Here is a 26,603-nt window from a genome sequence, read left to right as displayed (position 1 = left end):
TTATAGAAAGTTCATCACCTTCTATGGTTTATAATATACAGTAAAAATGTGAAGAAAGTGTGTCTAACATTTGAAATAAATGTGAAAAGAACAATTTATGCCACAAACATAGCAAAATATGACGAATATTTATCAGAATTTCTTCCAGGTTTCACGAAGGAAAAGGATCAGGATCGGAAATAGCTCCAGTCGGCCGGCCAGCATATCGAAAGAAAGGACCAGCTTGGACAGCGGAGAAAAGATCCCGAAGTTTCCGGTAGGACCGATCAGGGAAAGACCGGGACCCACATTGTTTAAAGTGGTGACTACGGCTGTGAAATTTGTTACAAGATCAAATTCATCAAAACTGATGATAAAGATAGATGTAGCCACGATCATCAGATAAACGATCATATAAATATTGGTGGCACGCATAACTTCGTGAGACACCGCTTTTCCGTCCATTTTGATCTTTTTTACTGCATTGGGATGCAGATAAAGATGCAGTTCCTTGCGGACGGATTTTGCAAGAAGCAGAAGACGGGAAATCTTGATTCCGCCGCCTGTACTGCCGGCACAGGCACCACAGAAGGTAAGCAGTACCAGGATCGTTCTGGATACCGCAGGCCACTGGTTAAAATCCGTAGTGGCATAACCGGTGGTGGTGATAATAGAACCAACCTGGAAAAATGCCTGTTGAAGTGCTTCCCACACATTGTCAAACAGATGTCGGACATTGAATGTGATCATCAGGGCAGAAGCGATGATCACAAAGAAGTAGCAGCGGACCTCTTCAGATTTCAATGCTTGAGAAAACTTCCTGGTGAGAAGAAGAAAATAGACATTGAAGTTTACGCCAAACAGGATCATAAAGATGGTGATGACGATCTGAATATATAAGCTGTAGCTTCCCATACTGTCGGATTTGATTCCGAACCCACCGGTTCCGGCAGTTCCAAATGCTGCACAGAGACTGTCGTAAAGAGGCATCCCCCCAAGAAGCAGGAGGATGATCAGTGCAACAGTGAGTGCAATGTAGATCTTGTACAGGATCTTGGCAGTTGACTGGACTTTTGGAAGAAGCTTTCCTACGGAAGGACCGGGGCTTTCTGCCTTCATAAGGTTCATATGATAGCCACCTGCAAGCGGAAGCAGTGTCAGGATAAATACCAGAACACCCATACCACCGATCCAGTGGGAAAAACATCTCCAGATATTGATGCTGTAAGGCATCTGTGATGGATCGGAGAGAATACTGGAACCGGTTGTAGTGAAACCGGAAACAATCTCAAAAAAAGCATCAATGGGATTCGGGATAGCCCCGCTGAGCACAAACGGCACAGCACCGACAATACTGAGGACGATCCAGCTTAAAGCAGTAGTCACAAGGCCTTCACGGGCGTAAAACGCTTTCTTGGACGGTTTGCGGCTGACCAGTGGAACACCGATGGCCAGACATGCCAGAATCGTGATCAGGAAGGCAATACCGGATTTTTCGCGGTAGATAAGGGCAGTGATGCCGGGAACCAGCATACAGACAGCCTCCACATTCATGATCCATCCCAGGATATAAATAATAATCGAATAATTCATTTGGCAGTACCTCTATTTTTCAAGTATATCTGTGATGTCGCGAAGCCCCTTGTGAGTGGTTACGATGATCACGGTATCTCCCACCTGGATCATATCCTGACCACGGGGAATGCGGATGCGGCCGTTGCGGTTCAGGCATCCCACCAGAAGATTCTTGCGGAGATTCAGCTCTGCAAGAGGGATATAAGTTACGGCAGATTCCTCACGGATCGCAAATTCCAGTGCTTCTGCATTGCCATCCAGAATATGATAAAGGGTTTCTACATTGCTGCCGATGCTGTTCTGAGTGGCACGGACATACTGCAGGATATAATCAGCAGTGATATTTTTCGGGTAGATGACACTTCCGATATCCAGGGAGTCGATGACATCATCAAATTCCAGACGGTTGACCTTGGCAACCAGCTTGGCATCGGAGATGCTTTTGGCAAAGAGAGCAAGAAATACATTCTCCTCATCCAGATTTGTCAGAGTGACAAAGGATTCGGACTCGGAAAGTCCTTCTTCTAGCAGAAGAGAACGGTTCGTTCCGTCACCATTGATGATAGTCGCATCTGGAAGCAGTTCGCTTAAGTGCTCACAGCGGTTTTTGTTCTGCTCGATGATCTTGACACTGATCTTCATACCCAGAAGTGCATGGGCAAGATAATAGGAAATGGTTCCGCCACCTACGATGATACAGTTTTTGACCTGATTGGTCTTGAGACCGATCTTACGGAAAAATGCCGCTGCATTAAGCGGAGAGGCCAGAATGGAAACCATATCTCCGTCGTGTATAATGTGATCACCACCAGGAATGGATACATTGTCACGGCTCTCGATCGCGCAGACCAGAATATCACTTCGGAAAGCATCTGAGATCTGGGAAACGCTCATTCCGTCCAGCTTGAATTCCGGGAGAACTTTAAACTTGAGAAGTTCTACACGACCACGTGCAAAGGTGTCAATCTTGATCGCAGATGGAAAACGGAGAAGCCGTGAAATTTCCTGGGCAGCGGCAAACTCCGGGTTAATGATCATGGTAACACCAAGACGTTCTTTGATGAATCCGATTTCTTTTTCATAAATGGGGTTACGGACGCGGGCGATAGTCTGGCAGTGGTTGGCCTTCTGCGCGATCAGACAGCAGAGAAGGTTCAGCTCGTCAGAAGCGGTAACTGCGATCAGGATATCTGCAGTATCAACACCTGCCTCCATTAAAGTATTGATGCTGGCACCATTACCGACGATTCCCATAGCGTCGATATTTTCGCAGAGATCATTGATCTTGTCGGCAATAACGTCGACAAGAGTGATATCAATATCCTCTGCCTGAAGCTGCTCTGCAAGATTTCTACCGACTTTTCCGCAGCCTACAATAATTACCTGCATAATTTCCTCCTTCAATAGCCGGTCAGGGCTACAAATCATAAGTAAAAGCGCCCATCCGTGTAAAGATAGGCAAGGATATTATAGCACTGTATATCTGATTTTTAAACAGTAATATTTTCCTGTATATATAGAAAAAAATGGCAGAAAGATAGATATATGTGAAGGAAAGTGAACATTCCTGTTTTCACAAGTTTAAAAAACGGTCATAAAATATAGCGTGATCATGAATGAAAGGATTTCGATTATGGACCGATTTCAGATGAATCGTTCGGGCTGCCGGCCATATCAGTATACCTGTGGGATGAATAGCGGGATGGCAGGCCGGACGGATCGATCATTTTCTGATATGGCAAAACAGGTTCCTGCAATGGCGTATGTGCCATACCAGGAATTTGCGCCTACCTTTGAGCTGAAAAAAGCTCTTCAGGTCGGAACTATTTTCCCTGAGCTTTGCAAGCCGTTCTGCGGCAGGAGAGGAGGAAGTCGATGATGTATGGAAATTGTACTTCCAAAAAAGAACTGCTGCAGTTTATTGACCAGGTAAGCTTTGCCATTGACGATCTTCTCCTTTTTCTGGATACGCATCCAAAAGAAAAAAGAGCTCTTGAATATTACAGTGAGCTTTCAGCAAGAAGAAATGAGCTTCTGGAAAAATATGCAAAATTTTATGGACCGCTGACCATTGATACCGGAAACGACAGCAATCTTAAGTCATGGCAGTGGATGGAACAGCCGTTTCCATGGGAACAGGAAGGAGGGTGCAGATAAGGTATGTGGAATTATGAAAAAAGACTCCAGTATCCTGTAAATATTAAGACGCCTAACGCAAAGCTGGCACAGTTTATATCCAGCCAGTATGGCGGGCCGGACGGAGAAATAGGAGCTTCCATGCGGTATCTTTCCCAGCGTTTTACCGCACCGAACCGGATGGTCGCGGCAGTGCTCAATGATGTGGGAACAGAAGAATTGGCACATTTGGAAATCGTGTCTACCATTGTCCATCAGCTGACAAAGGATCTTTCTATGGAAGAAATCGAGAACAGCGGACTTGGGCCGTATTATATTGACCACACGGTGGGAATCTGGCCGCAGGCTGCAGGTGGAGTGCCATTTAATGCCTGCGAATTTCAGAGTAAGGGTGATCCGATCACGGATCTGTTTGAAGATCTGGCAGCAGAACAGAAGGCACGCTCCACCTACGATAATATCCTCCGGGTGGTGAAAAATATCCCGGAGGTTGCAGATCCCATCCGTTTCCTTCGGGCAAGAGAGGTAGTCCATTTCCAGCGTTTCGGTGAAGCACTGAGATCCGTGCAGGAGCAGCTGGATGCCAAAAATTTCTATGCCTTTAACCCGAGCTTTGATGCTCCGTGCAAAGCCTCCTGTGAAGAGTGATGGATCAGAGAAAAAATCTGTCTGACAGGAATCATATCTGAAATAAAAAGAGCTGCACAGCCGGCAGGAATCCTGCGGCTGTGCAGCTTTGAATTTGTTTTTTGGGAAAAAGATGTTTGTAACCTACATTTCTTGTTATGCGTCTTTTTTATCGTCTTTATGCAGATTCTTCTGTGCTGTGGAAAGCATAAGTTTGATCCTGTTCAGCTGATTTACTTCGCTGGCACCTGGATCGTAGTCGATGGCAACAATGTTGGCTTCCGGATGCTCACGGCGAACTTCCTTGATGACACCTTTTCCTACGATGTGGTTCGGCAGGCATCCAAAAGGCTGGATGCAGACGATGTTCGGGACACCGCCATGGATGAGTTCCATCATCTCTCCGGTCAGGAACCATCCTTCACCGGTCTGATTTCCGGCAGAAACGATGGGCGCAGCCATTTTTGCAAGATCACGGATATCTGCGGCCGGTGTAAAGTGGCGGCTCTGCTCCAGAGCCTCATTTGCTGTTTTTCTCAGCCAGTCGATGGCTCTGAGACCAAGATTTGCGATGGTTGCCTTGGATTTCTTGAATCCAAGCTTTTCAACCTTGAAATTCTGGTTGTAGAAGCAGTAACAGATAAAGTCGATAAGATCCGGAACAACCGGTTCTGCCCCTTCTGCCTCCAGAAGATCTGCCAGGTGGTTGTTGGCAGCAGGCAGGAACTTGACAAGGATCTCACCTACGATACCAACGCGAGGCTTTTTCTCATCGGAGATCGGGATCGTATCAAAATCATGGACCATCTCACGGCACATTTTTTTGAAGGTACCATGGCTGACGCTGCTGCCTGTTACGAAGGCAATGACGCGCTGCTCCCAGATTTTGTGCTTGCGGTTTACGATACCCTTTTCCAGCTCGTAAGGACGCATGCGATATACGCATTTCATCAGGATATCACCGAATACGGCACCGTAAACGATACGCTTGATCAGCGGCAGTGTCAGCTTAAAGCCAGGGTTGCTCTCCAGTCCGCTTAAGTTGAGGGAGATAACCGGAATCTGTTCCATGCCGGCTTTTTTCAGAGCACGGCGGATGAATGCGATATAGTTGGAGGCACGGCAGCCGCCGCCTGTCTGAGACATGATGACTGCAGTTTTGTTCAGGTCATATTTGCCGGAAAGAAGAGCATCCATGATCTGTCCCACAACCATCAGGGACGGATAGCAGGCATCGTTGTTTACATATTTAAGGCCCACATCAACAGCATGCTTGTTGTCGTTGGGGAGGACTTCCAGGTTATAGCCGGATGCCTTAAAAGCAGCCTCAAAGATTCCGAAGTGGAATGGAGACATCTGCGGGCAGAGAATGGTGTACTCCTTACGCATCTGCTTGGTAAAGGATATCTTCTCAATGGAAGCCGGCTTGATGTTCCTTTTTTTATTCTGTGCCTGTTTTGCACGGATAGCAGCGATCAGGGAACGGATACGGATCCTTGCCGCACCCAGGTTGTTGACCTCATCGATCTTCAGGCAGGTGTAGATCTTGTCACTTCCATCCAGAATCTCATAAACCTCATCGGTGGTAACGGCATCAAGTCCGCATCCGAAGGAATTCAGCTGGATCAGATCCAGATCTTCTCTTGTTTTTACAAAATTTGCGGCAGAGTAGAGACGGGAGTGATACATCCACTGGTCGTTGACACGGATGGGACGCTCCAGATGTCCAAGGTGTGCAACGGAGTCTTCGGTAAATACGGCGATTCCGTAGCTGTTGATCATATCCGGGATACCGTGGTGGATTTCCGGGTCAATATGGTATGGACGGCCTGCAAGAACGATTCCGCGGCGGCCGGTTTCTTTCAGGTACTGCAGGGTTTCCTCACCCTTTTTCTGGATATCCGTATGTACGGCTGCAAGTTCTTCCCAGGCCTTGTGGGCAGCAGCTTTGACCTCGGCGGCAGGAATATCCTGGAATTCTTCCACAAGGCGGTTTGTCAGGATATCCTCGGAAGTAAATGCCAGGAACGGGTTGCGGAAGGTGATGGATGGATCACTGAGCTCGTCCACATTGTTCTTGATATTTTCCGCATAGGAAGTAACGATCGGGCAGTTATAATGGTTGACCGCATCCGGGAACTCGTTGCGTTCGTAAGGGATGCATGGGTAGAAGATAAACTTCACACCGTTACGGATCAGCCATGTGACATGTCCGTGAGCAAGCTTGGCCGGGTAGCATTCGGATTCACTTGGGATGGATTCGATACCCAGCTCGTAGATCTTACGTGTGGAAGTAGGAGAAAGCACCACCTGGTATTTCAGCTCTGTGAAGAAGGTATACCAGAACGGGTAATTCTCAAACATGTTCAGAACACGTGGGATACCAACCTGTCCACGGGTAGCCTTATCTGCGGAAAGAGGTTCATAGGAAAAAATCCTTTTATATTTGTAATCGAAAAGGTTCGGGATATGATCCTTGTTCTTTTCCTTTCCAAGTCCGCGCTCACAGCGGTTTCCGCTGATGTATTTACGGCCACCGGAGAATTTGTTGATGGTCAGACGGCAGTTGTTGGTACATCCGCGGCAGTTTGCCATGGAGGTGGTGTACTGGAGGCTGTTGATCTGATCGATGGAAAGCATGGAGGTTTTTTCACCCTCCTGATAGCGCTCCCTTGCGATCAGAGCAGCACCGAAGGCACCCATGATCCCGGCGATATCCGGGCGGATGGCCTGGCAGTTGGCAATCTTCTCAAAGCTGCGGAGAACTGCGTCATTATAGAAGGTACCACCCTGTACAACGATATGCTTGCCAAGCTCGGAAGCATCGGAAACCTTGATAACCTTGTAGAGGGCGTTTTTGATAACGGAGTAGGCAAGACCAGCGGAGATATCGGAAACCTCAGCGCCTTCCTTCTGGGCCTGCTTAACTTTGGAATTCATAAATACAGTACAGCGTGTTCCAAGATCAATGGGATGTTTTGCAAAAAGAGCTGCTTTTGCAAAGTCCTGTACTGTGTAGTTCAGAGATTTTGCAAAGGTTTCGATAAAGGAACCGCAGCCTGAGGAACATGCTTCGTTGAGCTGTACACTGTCAACAGTCTGGTTACGGATCTTGATACATTTCATATCCTGACCGCCGATATCCAGAATGCAGTCTACTTCAGGATCAAAGAAAGCAGCTGCGTAATAATGGGAAACGGTTTCGACTTCACCTTCGTCAAGAAGAAGTGCCGCTTTGATCAGGGCTTCGCCGTAACCGGTGGAGCAGGAAAAAGCAATTTCTGCATCTTCCGGAAGAAGGCTGTAAATCTCCTTGATGGAGTTGATGGTGGTTTTCAGCGGGTTTCCGTTGTTACTGCTGTAGAAGGAATAAAGAAGAGTTCCGTCTTCGCTTACCAGCGCGGTTTTTGTTGTGGTAGAACCGGCGTCGATCCCCAGGAAGCATTTTCCCTTATAGGTGGAAAGATCTCCGGTTTTTACCCTGTAGGCACTCTGACGGTCATGGAAAGCCTGGTAGTCGTCCTCTGTGGCAAAAAGCGGCTCCATACGTTCTACCTCAAAATCCAGCTTGATGGTGGTCCGCATGCGTTCCTTCAGTTCAGTCAGGGAAACGGTAACATCCTGCTTTGCATTCAGGGCGGAGCCGATGGCTGCGAACAGATGAGAGTTGTCTGGTGCGATAATATGTTCATCATCCAGCTTCAGGGTTCGGATAAAAGCAGTCTTCAGCTCAGAAAGGAAGTGAAGAGGCCCGCCAAGGAAGGCAACGTGTCCGCGGATCGGTTTACCGCAGGCAAGACCAGAAATGGTCTGGTTGACAACTGCCTGGAAAATGGAGGCAGAAAGGTCTTCCTTGGTTGCTCCGTCGTTGATCAGTGGCTGGATATCTGTTTTTGCGAAAACACCGCAGCGTGCCGCAATGGGATAAAGTGCCTTGTAATGTTTGGCGTATTCATTAAGACCTGGTGCATCGGTCTGGAGCAGAGATGCCATCTGGTCAATGAAGGAACCGGTACCGCCGGCACAGATGCCATTCATACGCTGCTCTACATTTCCGTTTTCGAAATAGATGATCTTGGCATCCTCGCCTCCAAGCTCGATAGCAACATCCGTCTTTGGTGCCAGCTTCTGCAGGGAAGTGGATACGGCGATAACCTCCTGTACAAAAGGTACTTCCAGATGATTGGCAAGTGTCAGTCCGCCGGAACCTGTAATGACCGGACAGAGTGTCAGTTCACCAAGCTGATCCTCAGCTTTCTGAAGAAGATCTGCAAGGGTTTCCTGGATATTTGCAAAATGTCTCTCATAGTCGGAGAAGACAAGCGTATCGTTTTCGTCTAAGATCGCAATCTTAACAGTGGTGGAACCAATGTCAATTCCAAGTGTGTGTTTCTTCATAAAAAATTGATTTCCTCCTCGTTGTATCTATACAGGGGTTGCCCGACTCTGACATTTCTGTCAGATGGGAGTTGTTTCTTCTTATTATAAAGGATTTTTAAGCGAATATTCTATATTATACGATATCGTTTAAAAAATGGCAATGTAAAAGTTTAACAATCAGTAGCCGTAAAGAAAAAAATGTGTTATGATATTGACTAAAAGTTTTGAAAGATATTTGCATCGGCAGCTGGTTATGGCTGTATCTGCGACGCAGATGCCGGGCAGAGACAACTTTAAAATGTTTTTAGAAGGGAAATGAAATGGCAGAATATAAACTGATCACAACAGAAGGAAGAGCGAAAAGGGGCGAGTTTAAGACGGTCCACGGAACGATCCAGACTCCTGTTTTTATGAATGTAGGAACAATTGCGGCAATTAAAGGTGCAGTTTCCACTGTGGATCTTCATGAGATCGGTACACAGGTAGAGCTGTCCAATACCTATCATCTTCATGTGCGCCCTGGAGACAAGGTGGTAAAGCAGCTGGGAGGTCTTCATGAATTTATGAACTGGGACAGACCGATCCTTACCGATTCCGGCGGATTCCAGGTGTTTTCGCTGGCGAAGCTTCGTAAGATCAAGGAAGAGGGCGTGTATTTTAACTCTCATATCGATGGTCATAAGATTTTTATGGGACCGGAGCAGAGCATGCAGATCCAGTCAAATCTGGCTTCTACCATTGCAATGGCCTTTGATGAGTGCCCAAGCAGTGTGGCAGACAGGGATTATGTACAGAAATCGGTAGCGCGTACAACACGCTGGCTTAAAAGATGCAAGGATGAGATGGCTCGTCTGAACAGTCTGCCGGATACCATTAACAAGAACCAGCTTCTTTTTGGCATTAACCAGGGGGCTGTTTATGAAGATATCCGTATTGAGCATGCCCAGGCTATCGCGGAGATGGATCTGGACGGCTATGCAGTGGGCGGCCTTGCAGTTGGTGAAAGTCATGAGGAGATGTACAGGATCCTGGATGAGGTGGTTCCGCATTTGCCGCAGAACAAGCCGACGTATCTTATGGGGGTTGGTACCCCGGCCAATATCCTGGAGGGGGTTGAGCGTGGTATTGACTTTTTTGATTGTGTATATCCCAGCCGTAACGGCCGTCATGGTCACGTGTATACCAACCATGGCAAGATGAATCTTTTTAATGCAAAGTATGAGCTGGATTCCAAACCGATCGATGAGGAGTGCCAGTGCCCGACCTGCCGTCATTACAGCAGAGCGTATATCCGTCATCTTCTGAAGGCGAAGGAGATGCTTGGCATGAGGCTTTGTGTTCTGCATAATCTGTATTTCTATAATCATATGATGGAAGAGATCAGAGATGCGCTGGATGCAGGGAATTTTGCGGCTTATAAGAAGATGCGTCTGGAAGGCTTTGAGGAAGGCAGGATCAACGGGAACCGGTAAGTTTTATTTATAAAATTTGTGTAAATTACTTTGATTTTATAAGAAAACTCTTGAAGGTTTTTTGGTTTTTGTGTATGATAGTACGAAGTGACACTTTTAGAGGTCAGTAACGGCGGGGGTACCGCAGATTATTTGTTTTTAGCAGGAGGAATTTGAAATGATCGCATCATCTACAGCGGCAGCTGGCGGACTTAGCGCGGGTCTTGGTATTGTCTGGATCGTAGTTCTGTTTGGAATTATGTATTTTATGATGATCCGTCCGCAGAAGAAGGAGCAGAAGAGAACTCAGACTATGTTGAACAGCATGGAGGTTGGTGACAGTGTTGTTACTACCAGTGGTTTTTATGGTGTTGTTATTGATATGACTGAGGAAGATGTTATTGTTGAGTTTGGTAATAATAAGAATTGCCGTATTCCTATGAGGAAGCAGGCGATTGCTGAGGTTGAGAAGGCTGATCAGGCTTCTGCTTGATGCTTTTTTCGCAATAACTTGAATATGAGAGAGGCACTGCGTTTTTTTGTGACGTGGTGTCTTTTTTTGTTTGGATGGGGGATGAAGGGATGAAGGGACGCCGGGGAAGGGGATGCTGGCTGGTCTGCGGCTTCGTCGGGGGCTGGCTTCTAGGACGCCGGAAATCTGCTAAAAGCGTTTTTCAAAAGTCCGAACTCGCGGCCTGCTGCCGCTCAGACAGCGGACTTTTGAAAAACAACGCAGATTCCCGCCGTCCAAGAATCAGCTCCCCTCCTGCAGAAGCAGAGCCATCCAGCATCCCCTTCCCCGGCTGGTGCTTCCGGTGAGAAATAGTGTCGTTTGACGGTTGGTTGTGGGTCGTCAGCGCTGCGCTGGACGACTGCAATGGCTGAGTTTGTGTTTGGTTGGGGGGACGGCTGAGGCGCTGCGCTGTCAGCCTGGATTGCGGATGTGCTGAGATTGCGGATGTGCTGGGAGTGTGGATGTGATGGGAATATGACAATTGTAATATTGTATAGAAATAAGTGGATTTTTGGTAAAATTCGTGTAATAATGATGTTACTATCAGAAATGAGAGTGACGATAGCTTTGGAATATCGTAAAATTGTAAATAAGAATGAATTTTCAGAAAGGGGTTGGATTTATGGGTCTTATCAGAGCGGCTGTGGGTGCAGCGGGTGGTACGTTGGCGGATCAGTGGAAGGAGTTTTTTTACTGTGAGGCTATGGATAAAGAAGTGATGGTTGTGAAGGGGACGAAGAGGTCTTCTTCCAGGTCTTCCAATAAACATGGGAGTGATAATATCATTTCCAGCGGCAGCGGGATCGCTGTGGCGGATGGTCAGTGTATGATGATCGTGGAGCAGGGAAAGGTTGTTGAGGTTTGTGCGGATCCGGGAGAGTATACGTATGATGCTTCTACGGAGCCGAGTATTTTTTCAGGTAGTCTGGGTGACGGAATCAGGAAGACCTTTGATACGATCGGGAAGAGGTTTGCTTTTGGCGGTGATACGGGTAAGGATCAGAGGGTGTATTATTTTAATACCAAGGAGCTTGTGGATAACAAGTTTGGTACTGCTAATCCGATCCCGTTCCGGGTTGTGGATTCTAGGATCGGGCTGGATGTGGATGTGGCTGTGAGGTGTCATGGTGTTTATTCCTACAGGATCGCGGATCCCCTTCTTTTTTATACGAATGTGTGTGGAAATGTGGAGCGGGAGTATACCAGAGAGGAGCTGGACGGACAGCTGAAGGCGGAGTTTATCAGTGCGCTGCAGCCTGCTTTCGGAAGGCTTTCGGAGCTGGAGTTGCGTCCGAATCAGATCGTGACTCATAATACGGAGCTGGAGAATGCCATGAATGAGGTGCTTTCTGCCAAGTGGGAGGAGCTTCGTGGGCTTAAGGTGGTCAGTGTGGCACTTGGTTCTGTGACATTGCCGGATGAGGATGCCGAGATGATCAAGCAGGCTCAGCGTACGGCTATGATGCGTGATCCTGCTATGGCTGCGGCTACTCTGACCGGGGCCCAGGCGGATGCTATGAAGGCTGCGGCTTCTAATTCAGCAGGGGCTATGACTGGCTTTATGGGCATGGGTATGGCTGCTAATGCAGGTGGTCTGAATGCTCAGCAGTTGTTTGAGATGGGCCAGAAGCAGCAGGCGCAACAGCAGAGTGTACAGCAGCAGGCAGCGCAGCCGGTTTCGCCGGCAGGGAACGGAGCAGGGGCTGCGGCTGGTTCCTGGACCTGCAGCTGTGGTGCGGTTTCTTCGGGGAAATTCTGTCCGGAGTGTGGTGCATCGCGTCCGGTGGAGGACAGCTGGACCTGTTCCTGCGGTACGGTGAATAAAGGAAAGTTCTGTATGAACTGCGGAGCGAAGAAGCCGGAGAAAAAGATGCAGTATCGTTGCAGCAGGTGCGGATGGGAACCGGCAGATCCGGAGAATCCACCGAAATTCTGCCCGGAGTGCGGTGATCCGTTCGGACCGGAGGATGCAGTATAGATCAGAAAGAGAGATGGTCAGGAGCAAAATGCAGGGTAACTCCTGTCGGTTGTTGGATACAGAATGATGAAGTGAGGTGAATATATGGCGAAGATGCAGGAGTTTAAGTGTCCGTGCTGTGGTGGCTCCATAGAGTTTGACAGTTCTGTGCAGAAGATGAAGTGTCCGTTTTGTGATACGGAGTTTGATGTTGGTACGTTATCGGAATATGCTCAGACTGTGGAGGAAGAACAGCCTGAGGATATGAGCTGGTCGGATGAGGCCGGCAGTGAGTGGCAGGACGGGGAGAGTGAGGGGCTGCGTACCTATGTGTGCAAGTCCTGTGGCGGTGAGATCGTGGGAGATGCCAACACGGCAGCAACGGCCTGCCCGTTTTGCGGAAGTCCGGTGGTAATGACCGGGCAGCTGTCCGGTGCACTGAAGCCGGATTATGTGATCCCGTTTAAGCTGGACAAGAAAGCGGCAAAGGAGAGGCTGAAAAAGCATCTTACCGGTAAGAGGCTTTTGCCGAAAGCATTTAAGTCAGAGAATCATATCAGCGAGGTTAAGGGCATCTACGTTCCGTTTTGGCTGTATGACACAGACGCAGATGCAGATATCCGTTACCGTGCAACAAAGACCCGGTTCTGGAGCGATAGTGATTATGATTATACGGAGACCAGCTATTATGCAGTACACAGAAGTGGTTCTCTTGGTTTTGATCATGTACCGGTGGATGGCTCTGCCAGCATGGAAAATGATCTGATGGAGTCTATAGAGCCTTTTGATTTCAAAGAAGCAGTGGATTTTCAGACTGCGTATCTGGCTGGATATTTTGCAGATAAATATGATGTGACAGCCAGTGAGTGTGAGGAACGTGCCAATGAGCGTATCCGCCGCAGCACAGAGGCTGCATTCCGGGATACGGTGAGAGGATACGCCAGTGTGGTACCGGAGAATACCAGTATCCGGCTTCATAATGGGACAACGAAATATGCGCTATATCCCGTATGGATTCTGCAGACGAAGTGGAAGGGGGATAATTACATATTTGCCATGAATGGTCAGACAGGGAAATTTGTGGGAAATCTGCCTACAGACAAGAACGCTTTTGCACGATGGTTCCTGGGAACAACGGGGGTCGTGGGTGTGATCACTTATATTATCCTGTATCTGATCTGGGCTTTGTAGGGAGGTGGATGCCATGAAAAAAAGAATATCTGTATTTTTGATATCGATCCTTTTGTGTCTGGCATGTGCTTTTCCGGTATGGGCAGGCACCGTAAGCCGTCTGGATGATCAGGCGGGACTTCTGGATGCAGAGCAGCAGGAGAGCCTGAGCAGTACTCTGGATGAGATCAGTGAGCGGGATCAGGTAGATGTTGTGGTCGTTACCGTTAACAGTCTTGAGGGAAAAACAGCCCAGGCGTATGCGGAGGATTATTTTATTGACCATGGATATGGGCAGGGGGAAAATGGTGACGGTATTTTATTCCTGTTGGATATGGGAGACCGTAACTGGGCCATTGCAACACACGGATATGCGATAGAAGTGTTTACGGATGCCGGACAGTCCTACATCATGGATCAGGTGAAGCCTTATTTAAGTGACGGTGATTATAACGAAGCGTTTCATAAGTTTGCCACGGAATGCGATGATTTTATCACGCAGGCAAATGAGGCAGAGCCATACGATGTGGAAAACCTTCCGGATGAGCCTTTTGCGGTTGGGATAAACCTGCTGATCGCTCTTGCTGTGGGGCTTGTGGCAGGATTACTGGTGACCGGAAATATGAGAAGAAAGCTGAAAACTGTGCGAAAACAGGATCGGGCGGCTTCTTATGTGCGGCAGGGCAGTATGAATGTGACCAGAAGTAATGATTTTTACCTCTACAGTACGGTATCAAAATCTGCAAAACCGAAAAATGAGGATAATAACGGTGGTTCCAGCACCCATACCTCATCTTCCGGTGATACCTTCGGTGGTTCCAGCGGGAAATTCTGAGAAGATCATCAGGAAAAACAGAATATGATAAAAAAAGAAAGACTGCTGTACCGGAATGGTAGGCAGTTTTTCTTTTTTCTGTGTGCGAAAGTATGTCTCTGTGGCGGCAGAAACAGGGAATTGCCGTTTATTTTTTGCATTCCGGAAATAACTTTATCTATTTAATAGGTTGAAATCCGTCGAAAAGTGCGTTATGATAATAACAATTATCCACACCAGTGCGTTAAAATTTTACAGCACAGGGGAAATCGGAGGAGTGAATAAAATGGAGTACAAGATTGCCCTGATTCCGGGAGACGGAATCGGTCCGGAGATTGTTGCCGAGGCCAAAAAAGTTTTAGACAGAGTATGTGAGAAATACAGTCATAAATTTTCATACACAGAGGTTCTTTTAGGAGGGGCATCCATTGATGCTCACGGAGTACCTCTTACAGAGGAAGCCATTGCCCAGGCAAAAGCTTCTGATGCAGTACTGATGGGTTCCATTGGCGGCGATGCCAAGACATCCCCGTGGTACAAGCTGGAGCCGTCCAAACGCCCGGAGGCAGGTCTTCTTGCGATACGTAAGGCGTTGAACCTGTTTGCAAACCTTCGTCCGGCTTATCTTTACAATGAGCTTCGTGATGCATGCCCGCTCCGTGATGAGATCATCGGAGATGGTTTTGACATGATCATTGTAAGAGAGCTTACAGGAGGTCTTTACTTCGGAGCAAGAAAGACTACTGAGGAGAACGGAGTCCGCACAGCAGTAGATACTCTTTCTTATAATGAGAATGAGATCCGCCGTATTGCCATTAAGGCATTTGAGATTGCACGTAAGAGAAGAAATAAGGTTACAAGTGTAGATAAAGCCAATGTTCTTGATTCTTCCAGACTCTGGAGAAGTGTAGTGGAGGATGTGGCAAAGGATTATCCGGATGTAACACTGGAGCATATGCTGGTTGATAACTGTGCAATGCAGCTGGTACGTGATCCGAAGCAGTTTGATGTTATCCTTACAGAAAACATGTTTGGAGATATCCTCTCTGATGAGGCAAGTATGGTGACCGGTTCCATTGGAATGCTTTCCTCCGCAAGCTTAAATGAGACAAAGCTTGGTCTCTATGAGCCGAGCCACGGTTCAGCACCGGATATCGCAGGACAGAACAAGGCAAACCCCATCGCAACCATTCTTTCCGCTGCTATGATGCTGAGATATTCTCTGGATCTTGATAAAGAAGCAGATGCTGTGGAAGCAGCAGTACAGAAGGTTCTTACAGATGGTTACAGAACAGGAGATATCATGTCTGACGGATGCAAGCTTGTCGGAACCAGAGAGATGGGCAATCTGATCGCAGATGCCATTGCATAAATAAAGTGGGACAGAGAGAAGAAAACGAAACAGAACAGAAAAAACCGGTACCTGGAAGAGGAAGTCTATAAACAGATACCGGATCCTATCGTAAAGAATAAAAAGGAGAGACCTTAAAAATGAAAAGTGATACCGTAAGAAAAGGCACACAGCAGGCACCACATCGTTCCCTGTTCAATGCCCTTGGAATGACAAAGGAAGAAATGGACAAACCACTGGTAGGAATCGTAAGCTCTTATAACGAGATCGTACCGGGACATATGAACCTTGACAAAATTGTAAATGCTGTAAAGCTCGGCGTTGCAATGGCTGGCGGCACACCGGTTGTATTTCCGGCGATCGCAGTATGTGACGGAATCGCAATGGGACACGTTGGAATGAAATATTCCCTTGTAACACGTGACCTGATCGCAGATTCCACAGAGGCCATGGCACTGGCTCATCAGTTCGATGCTCTGGTCATGGTTCCCAACTGTGACAAAAACGTACCTGGCCTTCTGATGGCAGCGGCAAGGATCAACGTTCCTACTGTATTCGTAAGCGGCGGTCCGATGCTTGCCGGCCATGTAAAAGGACACAAAACCAGTCTTTCCAGTATGTTTGAGGCAGTAGGATCCTATGCAGCAGGAACCATCACAGCAGATGATCTGGAAGAATTCGAGAACAAAACCTGCCCGACCTGTGGATCATGTTCCGGTATGTACACTGCGAACAGCATGAACTGCCTGACAGAGGTTCTCGGTATGGGACTGAAAGGAAACGGTACCATCCCGGCAGTATACTCTGAACGTATCCGTCTTGCAAAGCATGCAGGAATGCAGGTAATGGAAATGTACAGAAGGAACATCCGCCCAAGAGACATTATGACAAAAGAGGCAGTTTTAAATGCACTTACAGTAGATATGGCACTTGGATGCTCCACAAACAGTATGCTTCATCTTCCGGCTATCGCACATGAGATCGGAATGGATTTTGATATCAGCTTTGCAAATGAGATCAGTGAGAAGACCCCGAACCTTTGCCACCTTGCACCGGCAGGCCCGACCTACATGGAAGATCTTAATGAGGCCGGTGGTGTCTATGCGGTCATGAATGAGCTGAACAAGCTGGGACTTCTTCATACAGAGTGTATGACAGTAACCGGAAAAACAGTAGGTGAGAATATCAAAAACTGTGTAAACCTGAATCCGGAGGTTATCCGCCCGATCGACAATCCGTATACAAAGACAGGCGGACTTGCCGTACTGAAAGGAAACCTTGCACCGGATGGTGGTGTTGTAAAACGTTCTGCAGTTGTACCGGAGATGCTGGTACATGAAGGTCCTGCACGTGTATTTGACAGCGAGGATGACGCAATTGTTGCCATCAAGAGCGGCAAGATCGTAGAGGGAGATGTTGTGGTCATCCGCTATGAGGGACCAAAGGGTGGCCCTGGAATGAGAGAGATGCTGAACCCTACATCTGCCATCGTGGGAATGGGACTTGGTTCTTCCGTAGCCCTGATCACTGACGGACGTTTCAGCGGTGCATCCAGAGGAGCCGCTATCGGACACGTATCACCGGAGGCAGCAGTAGGCGGCCCGATCGCACTGGTTGAGGAAGGCGATATCATCAGCATCAATATTCCGGAGCTGAAACTGGAGATCAAGGTTTCAGATGAAGAGATGCAGGCTAGAAGAGAAAAATGGCAGCCAAGAGAGCCGAAGGTGACAACCGGATATCTGGCAAGATACGCTTCCATGGTAACATCCGGAAACCGTGGTGCGATCCTGGAAGTACCGAAAGCAAAATAAGGAGGAACGAAAGATATGCAGCTTACAGGTGCAGAGATCATCGTAGAATGTCTGAAGGAACAGGGCGTTGATACCGTATTTGGATATCCGGGCGGCGCGATCCTGAATGTTTACGATGCCTTATATGAATACAAAGATGAGATCACACATGTACTGACCTCCCACGAGCAGGGTGCATCCCATGCTGCTGACGGTTATGCAAGAGCGACCGGAAAGGTGGGTGTCTGCCTGGCAACCTCCGGTCCAGGAGCAACTAACCTGGTAACAGGGATCGCGACTGCATACATGGATTCCGTACCGATGGTAGCCATTACTGCAAACGTAGGAAGACCACTCCTGGGAAGAGATTCTTTCCAGGAGGTTGATATCGCAGGTATCGTAATGCCTGTAACAAAATACAGTTTCATCGTAAAGAATATCGAAGATCTTGCAGATACGTTAAGAAGAGCATTTTATATTGCAAAAAGCGGAAGACCCGGCCCGGTGCTTGTGGATGTCCCGAAGGATATCACAGGAATGAAATATGAATATGAGCCATGCCATCCGGCTATGGTTAACCGTGAGATCAAAAGTATCCGTAAAGAAGATATTGATCAGGCACTGGAAATGATCAGAGAGGCAGAGAAACCGTTTATTTTTGTTGGCGGCGGATGTGTGATCTCCGGTGCTGACCAGGAAGTACGTGAGCTGGCTCGCAGGATCCAGGCTCCCGTCTGCGATACTCTGATGGGCAAGGGTACCTTCCCGGGAGAAGATCCTCTCTATACAGGTATGGTAGGTATGCACGGAACCAAGACTTCCGATCTTGGCGTAACAGAGTGCGATCTTCTTATTGTTCTCGGTGCACGCTTCAGTGACCGTGTAACAGGAAATACCAAAACTTTTGCACATAATGCAAAAATCCTTCAGATCGATGTGGATGCTGCGGAGATCAATAAAAATATCAAAGTGGATGCCAGTGTGATCGGTGATGTGAAGGAAGTGCTGAAACGCCTTCTGGAGGAAATTCCGAAGAAAGAACATCCGGAGTGGATCGCACATATCCAGGAATTGAAATCAAAATATCCGCTGAATTATGATCACACACAGCTTACAGGTCCGTATATTATAGAGAAGCTTTATGAGTTGACCAACGGTGATGCGATCATCTCCACAGATGTTGGACAGCATCAGATGTGGGCGGCGCAGTATTATAAATACAAAGAGCCGAGAACTCTTCTTACTTCCGGCGGACTTGGAACCATGGGCTACGGCCTTGGCGCTGCAATTGGCGCGAAGATGGGCAGACCGGAAAAAACAGTTGTAAATATAGCAGGTGACGGATGCTTCCGTATGAATATGAATGAGCTGGCAACAGCTGCACGCTGTGGCAGACAGCTGATCCAGATTGTTATGAACAATCATGTACTGGGAATGGTGCGTCAGTGGCAGACGCTTTTCTATGGAAAGAGGTACTCTTCCACAGTACTGGATGACGCCGTTGATTTTGTGAAATTATCAGAGGCGCTGGGTGCAAAAGCCATTCGTGTGACAAAGATGGAGGATGTGGAGCCTGCACTTAAGATGGCACTGGCAGCAGAGGGACCTGTCGTTCTGGATTGCTGGATCGATCAGGATCTGAGTGTGTTCCCGATGGTACCGGCTGGTGCGAACCTTGATGATGTATTTGACGAGGAGGATATGAAGAAACATGAGTAGAGTGTATAATTTTTCTGCCGGACCGGCAGTGCTTCCAGAGGAAGTACTCAAAGAAGTAGCGGATGAGATGATGGATTATAACGGCACAGGAATGTCTGTTATGGAAATGAGCCACAGAAGTGCAGCTTTTCAGGAGATCATTGATACTGCAGAGAAAGATCTTCGCGAGCTTATGAACATTCCGGATAACTACAAGGTACTTTTCCTTCAGGGAGGAGCATCCCAGCAGTTTGCCATGATCCCGATGAACCTTATGAAAAACAAGGTCGCAGATTATATCGTAACAGGACAGTGGGCAAAAAAAGCTTATCAGGAAGCTCAGAAATACGGAAAAGCAAACAAGATCGCCTCTTCTGAAGATAAAACCTTCAGCTATATCCCGGACTGCAGTGATCTGCCGATCAGCCCGGATGCAGACTACGTATACATCTGTGAGAACAACACCATTTACGGCACAAAATTCAAAAAACTTCCAAACACAAAAGGTAAGACTCTGGTAGCAGATGTATCCTCCTGCTTCCTGTCTGAGCCGGTGGATGTAAGCAAATATGGTATTATCTATGGCGGTGTTCAGAAGAACATCGGACCGGCAGGCATGGTTATCGTGATCATCCGTGAGGACCTGATCACAGAGGATGTTCTTCCGGGAACCCCAACCATGCTTACTTATAAGACACATGCAGACGCAGGCTCTCTTTACAATACGCCGAATGCTTACTGCATCTATGTATGCGGAAAAGTATTTAAATGGCTGAAGAAGATGGGCGGTCTGGAAGTGATGAAACAGCGCAATGAGGAAAAAGCAAAAATCCTTTATGATTACCTGGATTCCAGCAAGCTGTTCAAAGGAACTGTAGTTCCGGAAGACAGATCTCTTATGAATGTACCGTTCGTAACCGGTGACAAGGAAATGGATGCCAAGTTTGTCAAAGAGGCAACTGAAGCAGGACTTGTAAACCTGAAAGGACACCGTACTGTTGGCGGAATGCGTGCCAGCATCTACAATGCCATGCCAAAGGCCGGCGTAGAGGCACTGGTTGCATTCATGAAAAAATTCGAGGAGGAGAATGCATAATGTTCCAGTATCATTGCCTGAATCCTATCGCTGAAAAAGGTCTGAAACTTTTTGGCGATAATTATAAAAAAACAGAGACCGCTGACCAGTGTGATGCAATCCTTGTAAGAAGTGCAAAAATGCACGACATGGAGCTGCCGAAGAGCGTTTGCGCAGTTGCACGTGCAGGTGCAGGCGTCAATAATATTCCGGTTAAGGAGTATGCAGAGAAGGGGGTTGTTGTATTCAACACGCCTGGAGCTAACGCAAACGGCGTAAAAGAGCTGGTACTTGCAGGTATGCTCCTTGCATCCAGAGATATCGTAGGAGGTATCGAGTGGGTTGCACAGGAGAAAGATAAAGAGCACATCGGCAAGCTTGCCGAGAAGCAGAAAAAACAGTTCGCAGGATGCGAGATCAGCGGCAAAAAGCTTGGTATCATCGGTCTTGGAGCCATTGGAGCCATGGTGGCAAACGCAGCATGCGGTCTTGGCATGGAAGTATATGGCTATGACCCATATCTTTCTATTGATGCGGCATGGAACCTGTCCAGAACCATCAAGCACAGCAAGAGCCTGGATGAGATCTACAGCCAGTGCGATTATATCACCATTCATGTGCCGCTTCTTGACAGCACTAAGAAGATGATTAACAAAGAAGCTTTCGATAAGATGAAGGACGGCGTAGTTCTTCTGAATTTTGCAAGAGATCTTCTTGTTGATGAGGATGCGCTGATCGAGGCTGTTGAGAGTGGCAAGGTTAAGAAGTATGTAACTGACTTTGCAAATGAGACAGTTGCAGGACGCGAGGGTATTCTGGTAACTCCGCATCTTGGTGCGTCTACAGAGGAATCTGAAGAGAACTGTGCAGAGATGGCTGTAAAAGAGATCCGTGATTACCTTGAGAATGGTAATATCAAAAATTCTGTTAATTATCCGAACTGTGATATGGGTACCTGTGTGGCTGTCGGAAGAATCTCTCTTGCGCACAGCAACACACCGAATATGATCAGTCAGGTTACCAAGATCCTTGGATCTGAGGGACTGAATATTGCGGATATGACGAATAAGAGTAAAGGGGAGTTTGCTTATACTCTTATTGATCTTGAGAGTGCGGCGTCTGCTAAGGCGTTAGATGAACTCAAGGAGATTGAGGGAATGTATAGGGTGCGTGTTGTTAAGTAAAGTAACAAGAGGTTAGAAATACTTTTTTTTAAATACTGTGTGGCGTTTGCTTTTTTTGGCGAATGGCGCACAGTATTTTTTTGAGGAAAAAAGGAAAACCGCAAAGGGGCCGCAAAGCCGCGGCCCCTCTGCACACCCCTCGGGCTTTTTTTAGGAGTGCTTGGTTGTGGAGGACGGGAGTTTTGTTGACTTGTGTCTGTATGCGACGGTGCTCGGAACGAAAGGTTGAGCCGATGGAGGAGAACGGCCTGAAGGGGTTGTTGAGAGTGAAAAAGTCTTGAGGCGTTATAGGTATGTGACGGTATTGGATGTGGAAGGTTGAGCCGAGAGTGAGGGTGGGAGGGCGTTGGCAGGTCTCGATGTGCGGGGCACATCTGCGGATTTTTTGGAATAATATAGAAGTGAATTTGAGGGGGAAATATATCAAATGCAGATATATCAAATGATCAAATGCAAATATATCAAATGATCAAATGTAAATATATCAAATGCAAATATATTAAGTGTAAATATATCAAATGCGAATATATTAAATGTAAATATATCAAATACAAATATAATGTGCAAATATAATATGCGTAATGATATTGGCTGTAAATTTTTATACGATAAGATATTAATAAAAATATATGATATAACAGGGAAAATATGAAGAATACACAACAATTGGCGGATAGGCGCGAAGCGCCGTTTCCGCGGTACGTGCCCGGAAAGAGGGGGTGCAGGGGGAGAAAAACGGGCTTCGTAACTTTGAGTGCTTTCTCCCCCTGCGGTGTTTTCTCAGCTTTTCAAAGCCAATAAACAAAAAAATAATTCAATAAAAGAAAAACATACACTACTTGCGGGATGCAATGAAGTCAAGAACTTCATCTCTTTCAGGCATTACGCGGAGTGCTCCCTTCTTTGTTGTGATGAGAGAAGCTGCTGCATTTGCAAAAGTAAGCAGCTCTGCGAGATTTTCGTCAGTGAGATCCTCAAGACCGTGTTCCAGCACATAATTCAGGGTGCTTGCACAGAAGGTGTCTCCTGCACCGGTGGTTTCAATGGTTTTTTCCTGAAGGAAAGGAGCAGCCTCGACCTTCCGTCCGCGATAATAAGCGCGGCTTCCGTCTTTTCCCATTGTGATCAGCACAAGCGGGATATGATATTTTTCTTCGATAAGGGCAGCACCCTTGTCATAATCTGTTGTGTCAAAAAGAAATTCCACTTCATTATCAGAAATCTTCAGTACATCACAGCGTTCCATGCCGTATTCGATCTCTTTGCGGGCATCGTTCAGATCCTTCCAGAGTGGAGGGCGTAAGTTCGGGTCAAAGGTGATGATGCATCCGGCTTCTTTTGCCACGTCAAGAGCATAGCGGGTTGCTTCACGGACACCCTCATGTGTGGAAGAAAGCGTGCCGAAATGGAAGATCCTGGAATTGCGGATCAGATCGGCATCTACCTCATCCTTTGTCAGCATCATATCTGCACCTGGATTACGGTAGAAAGAAAAATCACGGTCTCCGTCCGGGTAAGTATGTACAAAAGCAAGGGTAGTGTGAATTTCATCGTCCATGACAAGATTTCTGGTATCAATGCCGCATTCTTCTACGGCAGCCTTCAGCTGCTTGCCGAACATGTCGTTTCCGACCTTTCCGATAAATGCAGTTTTTTTGCCAAGACGGTTCAGCATGGCAAGAACGTTACAGGGAGCTCCGCCCGGGTTTGCCTCGAAAGTAGGGTTTCCTTGGGAACTGTCACCGTTTTCTGTGAAGTCGATCAGAAGCTCGCCGAGAGCTGTTACATCATACTGTCTGTTTTCCATTGATGATTCCTCCTGATAAGTTATTTGTTTCATATTCTGCTTCATATTATAATCGTTACACATGATTTTGGGAAGAACCAAATCGAATTATTTTCTGTTCTGTTACCGGTTACTTGTGGTGCTTTTTGCGAAGATTAGAACTGTTATCTTTATTTTTCTGTAAAATGGTGGTAAACTTAGTCTATAAAACAACAAATATGATGGAGGAGACGATTATGGCTGATAAAGCGTATGAATATATGGATTGGCCCCGGATCGAGGCGATCGTTTATGGGGAGGAGGCATCACCTCGTGATGTGATGCAGCCAAGGGTAACAGAGGATGGCGTTCTGATCCAGGGATTTTTTCCGGGAGCGGATGCTGCAGAGGTTGTTGTAGGGGAAAAGAGTTATCCGATGATCCTGGAAGATGAGGCTGGTTATTATGCTGTAATGCTTCCACTGAAAAGGATTCCGGAATATCGTTTCCGTGTGATAAGAGGAAGCAGGAAAGAGACTTTTTACGATGCGTATGAATGTCCATGCCAGATCACGGAAGAGGAGGAACGAGCTTTTTGTGCCGGTGTCTATTACAAGGCATATGAGAAGCTGGGAGCGCATCCGGGGACCTGTGGCGAGGTAGAAGGAACATATTTTGCTGTCTGGGCACCCAATGCAATCCGTGTCAGTGTGGTCGGTGATTTTGACAGGTGGGATGGAAGGCGTCTTCCGATGCATCGGATGCCAATGTCCGGAATTTTTGAGATTTTTGTTCCAGGTGTAGAGGCAGGGGACTCTTACCAGTATGAGATCAAGATCAAAGGCGGCGATGTACAGCGGAAGTCTGATCCTTACGGAAATGGAACTCAGGGAGCGCCGTCTGTGATTTCTGTTGTAACAGAGCTGGGGGATTTTTTATGGCAGGATGAAGCGTGGATGAAGGAACGTGAAAGGTTTGCCAGCCGTGAAGTTCCGGTTTCTATTTATGAAACGGATGTAACAGAGTGGAAAAACAGTGGTGAACTGGTGGAGTTTCTGAAGGAAACCGGTTATACGCATGTAGAATTTCATCCGGTGATGGAGTATCTTGACCGAAGTTCAGGAGGATATTCTACGTCTGCGTATTATGCTGTGACTACCCGTTTTGGGACTGCGGCAGATTTCCGGACACTGGTGGAGGATCTTCATCAGGCAGGGATTGGCGTGATCCTGGACTGGACACCGGCTCAGTTTCCGCGGTTTGATGCAGGGCTTGAGAAATTTGACGGAACTTCTCTTTATGAAGTACAGGATCCGGCTATGGCCGTTCATCCGATGTGGGGCACCATGCTTTATAATTACGGAAGTCCTATGGTCAAAGATTTTCTTATTTCTAATGCGTTTTTCTGGCTGGATGAATTTCATGTGGACGGATTTCGGATGGATGATGTAGATGCGATGCTGTATCTGGATTTTGGAAGAGAGGCGGGACAGTGGACGGCTAATCTTTATAGTTCCAATGAGAACCTTCAGGCAATGGAGTTTCTGAAGCATCTGAATTCTATTGTGAAGAAGCAGTATCCGGGGATTCTTCTGATCGCACAGGAGGATGGTTTATGGCCGCAGCTTACAGACAGTGTGGAGAATGATCATCTGGGGTTTGACTATAAATGGAGTGGTGGCTGGACAAAGGATCTTCTTTCTTACCTGGAAGCAGAGCCTTTGGACAGACGAAATTATTATGATCAGCTGACGCTTTCCATGATGTATGCATATAGTGAGCATTATGTACTGACTCTGGGGAAGAGAGATGTGGGTACGTTAAAAGAGTTTCTGGAGAAGCTTCCGGGATCTTCAAGGCAGAAGGATGCTCAGCTGCGTGCTGCGTATGGCTATCTGATGCTTCATCCGGGTGTGAAGATGACAGCGCCGGATGGGGATGTGGGGCCGGAAATGAGGGCGTATCTGCATGATCTGAATGAACTTTACAGGAATCATCCGGCGTTGTATGCAATGGATGGTAATTCGGATGGGTTTGAGTGGATCCAGTTTACCAGCTATGATGAGAATGTGGTTGCGTTTCTTCGTAAGACGGAAAAGCCGGAAGAAACGATTCTTGCGGTGTGTAATTTTTCACCGGTATCTTATGACAGTTACCGGGTTGGTGTGCCTTTTGCGGGGAAATATAAGGAAATTTTCAACAGTGACAGTGAAAAGTTTGGCGGACAGGGTGTGGTGAACGCACGGGCGAAAGCTACTGTTCATATGGAGTGTGATAACAGGGAGTTTTCTTTGAAGCTGAAGCTTCCGGCTTATGGTGTGGCGGTATTTGGGTGTACACCGGAGAAGGGGGATGTGAAGAAAAACTCTGTGAAGAAAGGAAATGTGAAAAAGACTGTGGGGAAAAGCAGGGGAAAGCGTATGGATAAGGCGAAAATGAAGGTGGTTGAAAAATCTGTGGCTGTAAAGGATGCGGTAAAGGTTGTGAAACGGGTGGCTTCTCGCAGGAAAGGGGCTTCCGGGGATGAGTGATGGTTTGTGAATTAAATGGGAATATGGTTGGGGGTGATTGGAGGGTAAGGATTTGAGTGGATTGTAGGAAAAAGTGCTTGCATTTTTTGTAAAATACGGTATAATATCAGTTGTATTTAGCACAAGCTGGAATAGCTCAGTCGGTAGAGCACTTCACTCGTAATGAAGGGGTCGTGAGTTCGAGTCTCATTTCCAGCTTATATATGACTGATGGGAGTCCGGTGTCTTTGGAATATGAAGATGCCGGGCTTTTTTTGGTGTGTATGGATGTGGTCGAGGGACGCCAGAGGAAGGTGGCATCGCTCCGGGCAGGGACTCCGTCGGGGGATACTACTAGGGCTCCGTGAGACGGCTAAAAGCATTGCGGCAGGGTCAGAACTCGCCTTCGGCTCAGACAGCAGACCCTGCCTCAATAACGCCGTCTCCCGCAGCCCGAGTAGTAATCACCCCTCCTCCGCAGCAGCCCGGCCCGATGCCACCTTCTTCTGGCTGACGCTTCCAAACGACAGGAAAAAACATGCGGGGGGATGGAAGCGGACTGGGCGTCCTGTCCTGAAATGTCAGACTGGTACAGAATATTCCTATAAGTATCGAAGAATACAG

The 26,603-nt window shown here is 47.3% G+C and carries 18 protein-coding genes and 1 tRNA gene; 15 read left to right on the top strand and 4 right to left on the bottom strand.

From position 1 onward, the window contains the following. Positions 1 to 132: 132 nt before the first annotated feature. Both BLP57_RS00105 and trkA read right to left on the bottom strand, forming a co-directional pair. On the bottom strand, positions 133 to 1,572 hold the full coding sequence (locus tag BLP57_RS00105; RefSeq protein WP_021651380.1) for a TrkH family potassium uptake protein: 1,440 nt from the start codon (positions 1,570 to 1,572) through the stop codon (positions 133 to 135). A 12-nt stretch (positions 1,573 to 1,584) separates the two neighbouring features. Then, positions 1,585 to 2,943, bottom strand: a complete 1,359-nt coding sequence (trkA, locus tag BLP57_RS00100) for a Trk system potassium transporter TrkA (RefSeq protein WP_015527160.1) — start codon at positions 2,941 to 2,943, stop codon at positions 1,585 to 1,587. Positions 2,944 to 3,289: 346 nt separating this feature from the next. On the opposite strand from trkA, the gene BLP57_RS18155 reads away from it, so the two are divergent. From BLP57_RS18155 to BLP57_RS00085, 3 genes are read left to right on the top strand one after another with little or no spacing between them, the layout of a single operon-like run. After that, positions 3,290 to 3,433: a spore coat associated protein CotJA gene (locus BLP57_RS18155; protein WP_242872521.1), complete on the top strand. Its 144-nt coding sequence runs from the start codon at positions 3,290 to 3,292 to the stop codon at positions 3,431 to 3,433. Then, a complete protein-coding gene (locus BLP57_RS00090) occupies positions 3,433 to 3,711 on the top strand; it encodes a spore coat protein CotJB (protein WP_015527158.1) in 279 nt (92 codons plus the stop codon). Before BLP57_RS18155 ends, BLP57_RS00090 begins: the two co-directional genes overlap by 1 nt. A gap of 3 nt (positions 3,712 to 3,714) precedes the next feature. Then, positions 3,715 to 4,338: a manganese catalase family protein gene (locus tag BLP57_RS00085; RefSeq protein ID WP_015527157.1), complete on the top strand. Its 624-nt coding sequence runs from the start codon at positions 3,715 to 3,717 to the stop codon at positions 4,336 to 4,338. 135 nt (positions 4,339 to 4,473) lie between these two features. On the opposite strand, the gene BLP57_RS00080 is transcribed toward BLP57_RS00085, so the two are convergent. After that, positions 4,474 to 8,715: a 2-hydroxyacyl-CoA dehydratase gene (locus BLP57_RS00080; protein ID WP_092068328.1), complete on the bottom strand. Its 4,242-nt coding sequence runs from the start codon at positions 8,713 to 8,715 to the stop codon at positions 4,474 to 4,476. A 302-nt stretch (positions 8,716 to 9,017) separates the two neighbouring features. Here BLP57_RS00080 and tgt point away from each other — a divergent pair, with 302 nt between their 5' ends. The 10 genes from tgt (at position 9,018) to BLP57_RS00025 (ending at position 21,704) form a co-directional block, all read left to right on the top strand. Next, positions 9,018 to 10,169, top strand: coding sequence for a tRNA guanosine(34) transglycosylase Tgt (gene tgt / locus BLP57_RS00075; protein WP_015527155.1), 1,152 nt, complete (start codon positions 9,018 to 9,020; stop codon positions 10,167 to 10,169). A 157-nt stretch (positions 10,170 to 10,326) separates the two neighbouring features. Further along, a complete protein-coding gene (gene yajC, locus BLP57_RS00070; protein ID WP_015527154.1) occupies positions 10,327 to 10,641 on the top strand; it encodes a preprotein translocase subunit YajC in 315 nt (104 codons plus the stop codon). A gap of 643 nt (positions 10,642 to 11,284) precedes the next feature. Further along, positions 11,285 to 12,640: an SPFH domain-containing protein gene (locus BLP57_RS00060; protein ID WP_015527153.1), complete on the top strand. Its 1,356-nt coding sequence runs from the start codon at positions 11,285 to 11,287 to the stop codon at positions 12,638 to 12,640. 84 nt (positions 12,641 to 12,724) lie between these two features. Next, the gene (locus BLP57_RS00055) at positions 12,725 to 13,810 is read left to right on the top strand and encodes a hypothetical protein (RefSeq protein WP_022426084.1); all 1,086 of its coding nucleotides are present in this window, start codon (positions 12,725 to 12,727) and stop codon (positions 13,808 to 13,810) included. 13 nt (positions 13,811 to 13,823) lie between these two features. Continuing rightward, complete coding sequence (locus BLP57_RS00050; protein ID WP_092068322.1) at positions 13,824 to 14,624, top strand: TPM domain-containing protein; 801 nt, start codon at positions 13,824 to 13,826, stop codon at positions 14,622 to 14,624. A 265-nt stretch (positions 14,625 to 14,889) separates the two neighbouring features. Next, the gene (gene leuB, locus BLP57_RS00045) at positions 14,890 to 15,975 is read left to right on the top strand and encodes a 3-isopropylmalate dehydrogenase (RefSeq protein ID WP_092068320.1); all 1,086 of its coding nucleotides are present in this window, start codon (positions 14,890 to 14,892) and stop codon (positions 15,973 to 15,975) included. A 119-nt stretch (positions 15,976 to 16,094) separates the two neighbouring features. After that, complete coding sequence (gene ilvD, locus BLP57_RS00040) at positions 16,095 to 17,768, top strand: dihydroxy-acid dehydratase (RefSeq protein ID WP_092068317.1); 1,674 nt, start codon at positions 16,095 to 16,097, stop codon at positions 17,766 to 17,768. 15 nt (positions 17,769 to 17,783) lie between these two features. Continuing rightward, on the top strand, positions 17,784 to 19,466 hold the full coding sequence (gene ilvB, locus BLP57_RS00035; RefSeq protein WP_092068314.1) for a biosynthetic-type acetolactate synthase large subunit: 1,683 nt from the start codon (positions 17,784 to 17,786) through the stop codon (positions 19,464 to 19,466). Then, positions 19,459 to 20,541 (top strand): 3-phosphoserine/phosphohydroxythreonine transaminase, encoded by a 1,083-nt coding sequence (gene serC / locus BLP57_RS00030; RefSeq protein WP_015527147.1) that lies wholly within the window; start codon positions 19,459 to 19,461, stop codon positions 20,539 to 20,541. The genes ilvB and serC overlap by 8 nt, the downstream gene beginning before the upstream one ends. After that, positions 20,541 to 21,704 carry a phosphoglycerate dehydrogenase gene (locus BLP57_RS00025; RefSeq protein ID WP_021651414.1) on the top strand — a complete coding sequence of 388 codons (1,164 nt, stop codon included), beginning with the start codon at positions 20,541 to 20,543 and terminating at the stop codon, positions 21,702 to 21,704. The genes serC and BLP57_RS00025 overlap by 1 nt, the downstream gene beginning before the upstream one ends. Positions 21,705 to 22,539: 835 nt before the next feature. Here the strand turns inward: BLP57_RS00025 and BLP57_RS00020 are convergent. Next, entirely contained in the window at positions 22,540 to 23,511 is a 972-nt protein-coding gene (locus BLP57_RS00020; protein WP_022427213.1) for a carbohydrate kinase family protein, read from the bottom strand. Positions 23,512 to 23,726: 215 nt separating this feature from the next. Here BLP57_RS00020 and glgB point away from each other — a divergent pair, with 215 nt between their 5' ends. Both glgB and BLP57_RS00010 read left to right on the top strand, forming a co-directional pair. Next, on the top strand, positions 23,727 to 26,000 hold the full coding sequence (gene glgB, locus BLP57_RS00015) for a 1,4-alpha-glucan branching enzyme (protein WP_092068309.1): 2,274 nt from the start codon (positions 23,727 to 23,729) through the stop codon (positions 25,998 to 26,000). Positions 26,001 to 26,125: 125 nt separating this feature from the next. Next, a tRNA-Thr gene (locus tag BLP57_RS00010) sits at positions 26,126 to 26,198 on the top strand. The last annotated feature ends 405 nt before the right edge of the window (positions 26,199 to 26,603 follow it).

It is taken from the genome of Blautia sp. SF-50, assembly GCF_900101315.1.
Lineage (GTDB): Bacteria > Bacillota > Clostridia > Lachnospirales > Lachnospiraceae > Blautia_A > Blautia_A fusiformis.
This window is presented reverse-complemented; position numbering and strand designations above follow the sequence as displayed.

Bases quoted from the DNA above. Each gene is read 5' to 3' on its own strand.
- ilvD (WP_092068317.1), top strand. From the start codon at position 16,095: ATGAAAAGTGATACCGTAAGAAAAGGCACACAGCAGGCACCACATCGT.
- BLP57_RS00090 (WP_015527158.1), top strand. From the start codon at position 3,433: ATGTATGGAAATTGTACTTCCAAAAAAGAACTGCTGCAGTTTATTGAC.
- leuB (WP_092068320.1), top strand. From the start codon at position 14,890: ATGGAGTACAAGATTGCCCTGATTCCGGGAGACGGAATCGGTCCGGAG.
- BLP57_RS00080 (WP_092068328.1), bottom strand. From the start codon at position 8,715: ATGAAGAAACACACACTTGGAATTGACATTGGTTCCACCACTGTTAAG.
- ilvB (WP_092068314.1), top strand. From the start codon at position 17,784: ATGCAGCTTACAGGTGCAGAGATCATCGTAGAATGTCTGAAGGAACAG.
- serC (WP_015527147.1), top strand. From the start codon at position 19,459: ATGAGTAGAGTGTATAATTTTTCTGCCGGACCGGCAGTGCTTCCAGAG.
- BLP57_RS00055 (WP_022426084.1), top strand. From the start codon at position 12,725: ATGGCGAAGATGCAGGAGTTTAAGTGTCCGTGCTGTGGTGGCTCCATA.
- BLP57_RS00085 (WP_015527157.1), top strand. From the start codon at position 3,715: ATGTGGAATTATGAAAAAAGACTCCAGTATCCTGTAAATATTAAGACG.
- tgt (WP_015527155.1), top strand. From the start codon at position 9,018: ATGGCAGAATATAAACTGATCACAACAGAAGGAAGAGCGAAAAGGGGC.
- BLP57_RS00105 (WP_021651380.1), bottom strand. From the start codon at position 1,572: ATGAATTATTCGATTATTATTTATATCCTGGGATGGATCATGAATGTG.
- yajC (WP_015527154.1), top strand. From the start codon at position 10,327: ATGATCGCATCATCTACAGCGGCAGCTGGCGGACTTAGCGCGGGTCTT.
- BLP57_RS00060 (WP_015527153.1), top strand. From the start codon at position 11,285: ATGGGTCTTATCAGAGCGGCTGTGGGTGCAGCGGGTGGTACGTTGGCG.
- trkA (WP_015527160.1), bottom strand. From the start codon at position 2,943: ATGCAGGTAATTATTGTAGGCTGCGGAAAAGTCGGTAGAAATCTTGCA.
- BLP57_RS00025 (WP_021651414.1), top strand. From the start codon at position 20,541: ATGTTCCAGTATCATTGCCTGAATCCTATCGCTGAAAAAGGTCTGAAA.
- glgB (WP_092068309.1), top strand. From the start codon at position 23,727: ATGGCTGATAAAGCGTATGAATATATGGATTGGCCCCGGATCGAGGCG.
- BLP57_RS00050 (WP_092068322.1), top strand. From the start codon at position 13,824: ATGAAAAAAAGAATATCTGTATTTTTGATATCGATCCTTTTGTGTCTG.
- BLP57_RS18155 (WP_242872521.1), top strand. From the start codon at position 3,290: ATGGCAAAACAGGTTCCTGCAATGGCGTATGTGCCATACCAGGAATTT.
- BLP57_RS00020 (WP_022427213.1), bottom strand. From the start codon at position 23,511: ATGGAAAACAGACAGTATGATGTAACAGCTCTCGGCGAGCTTCTGATC.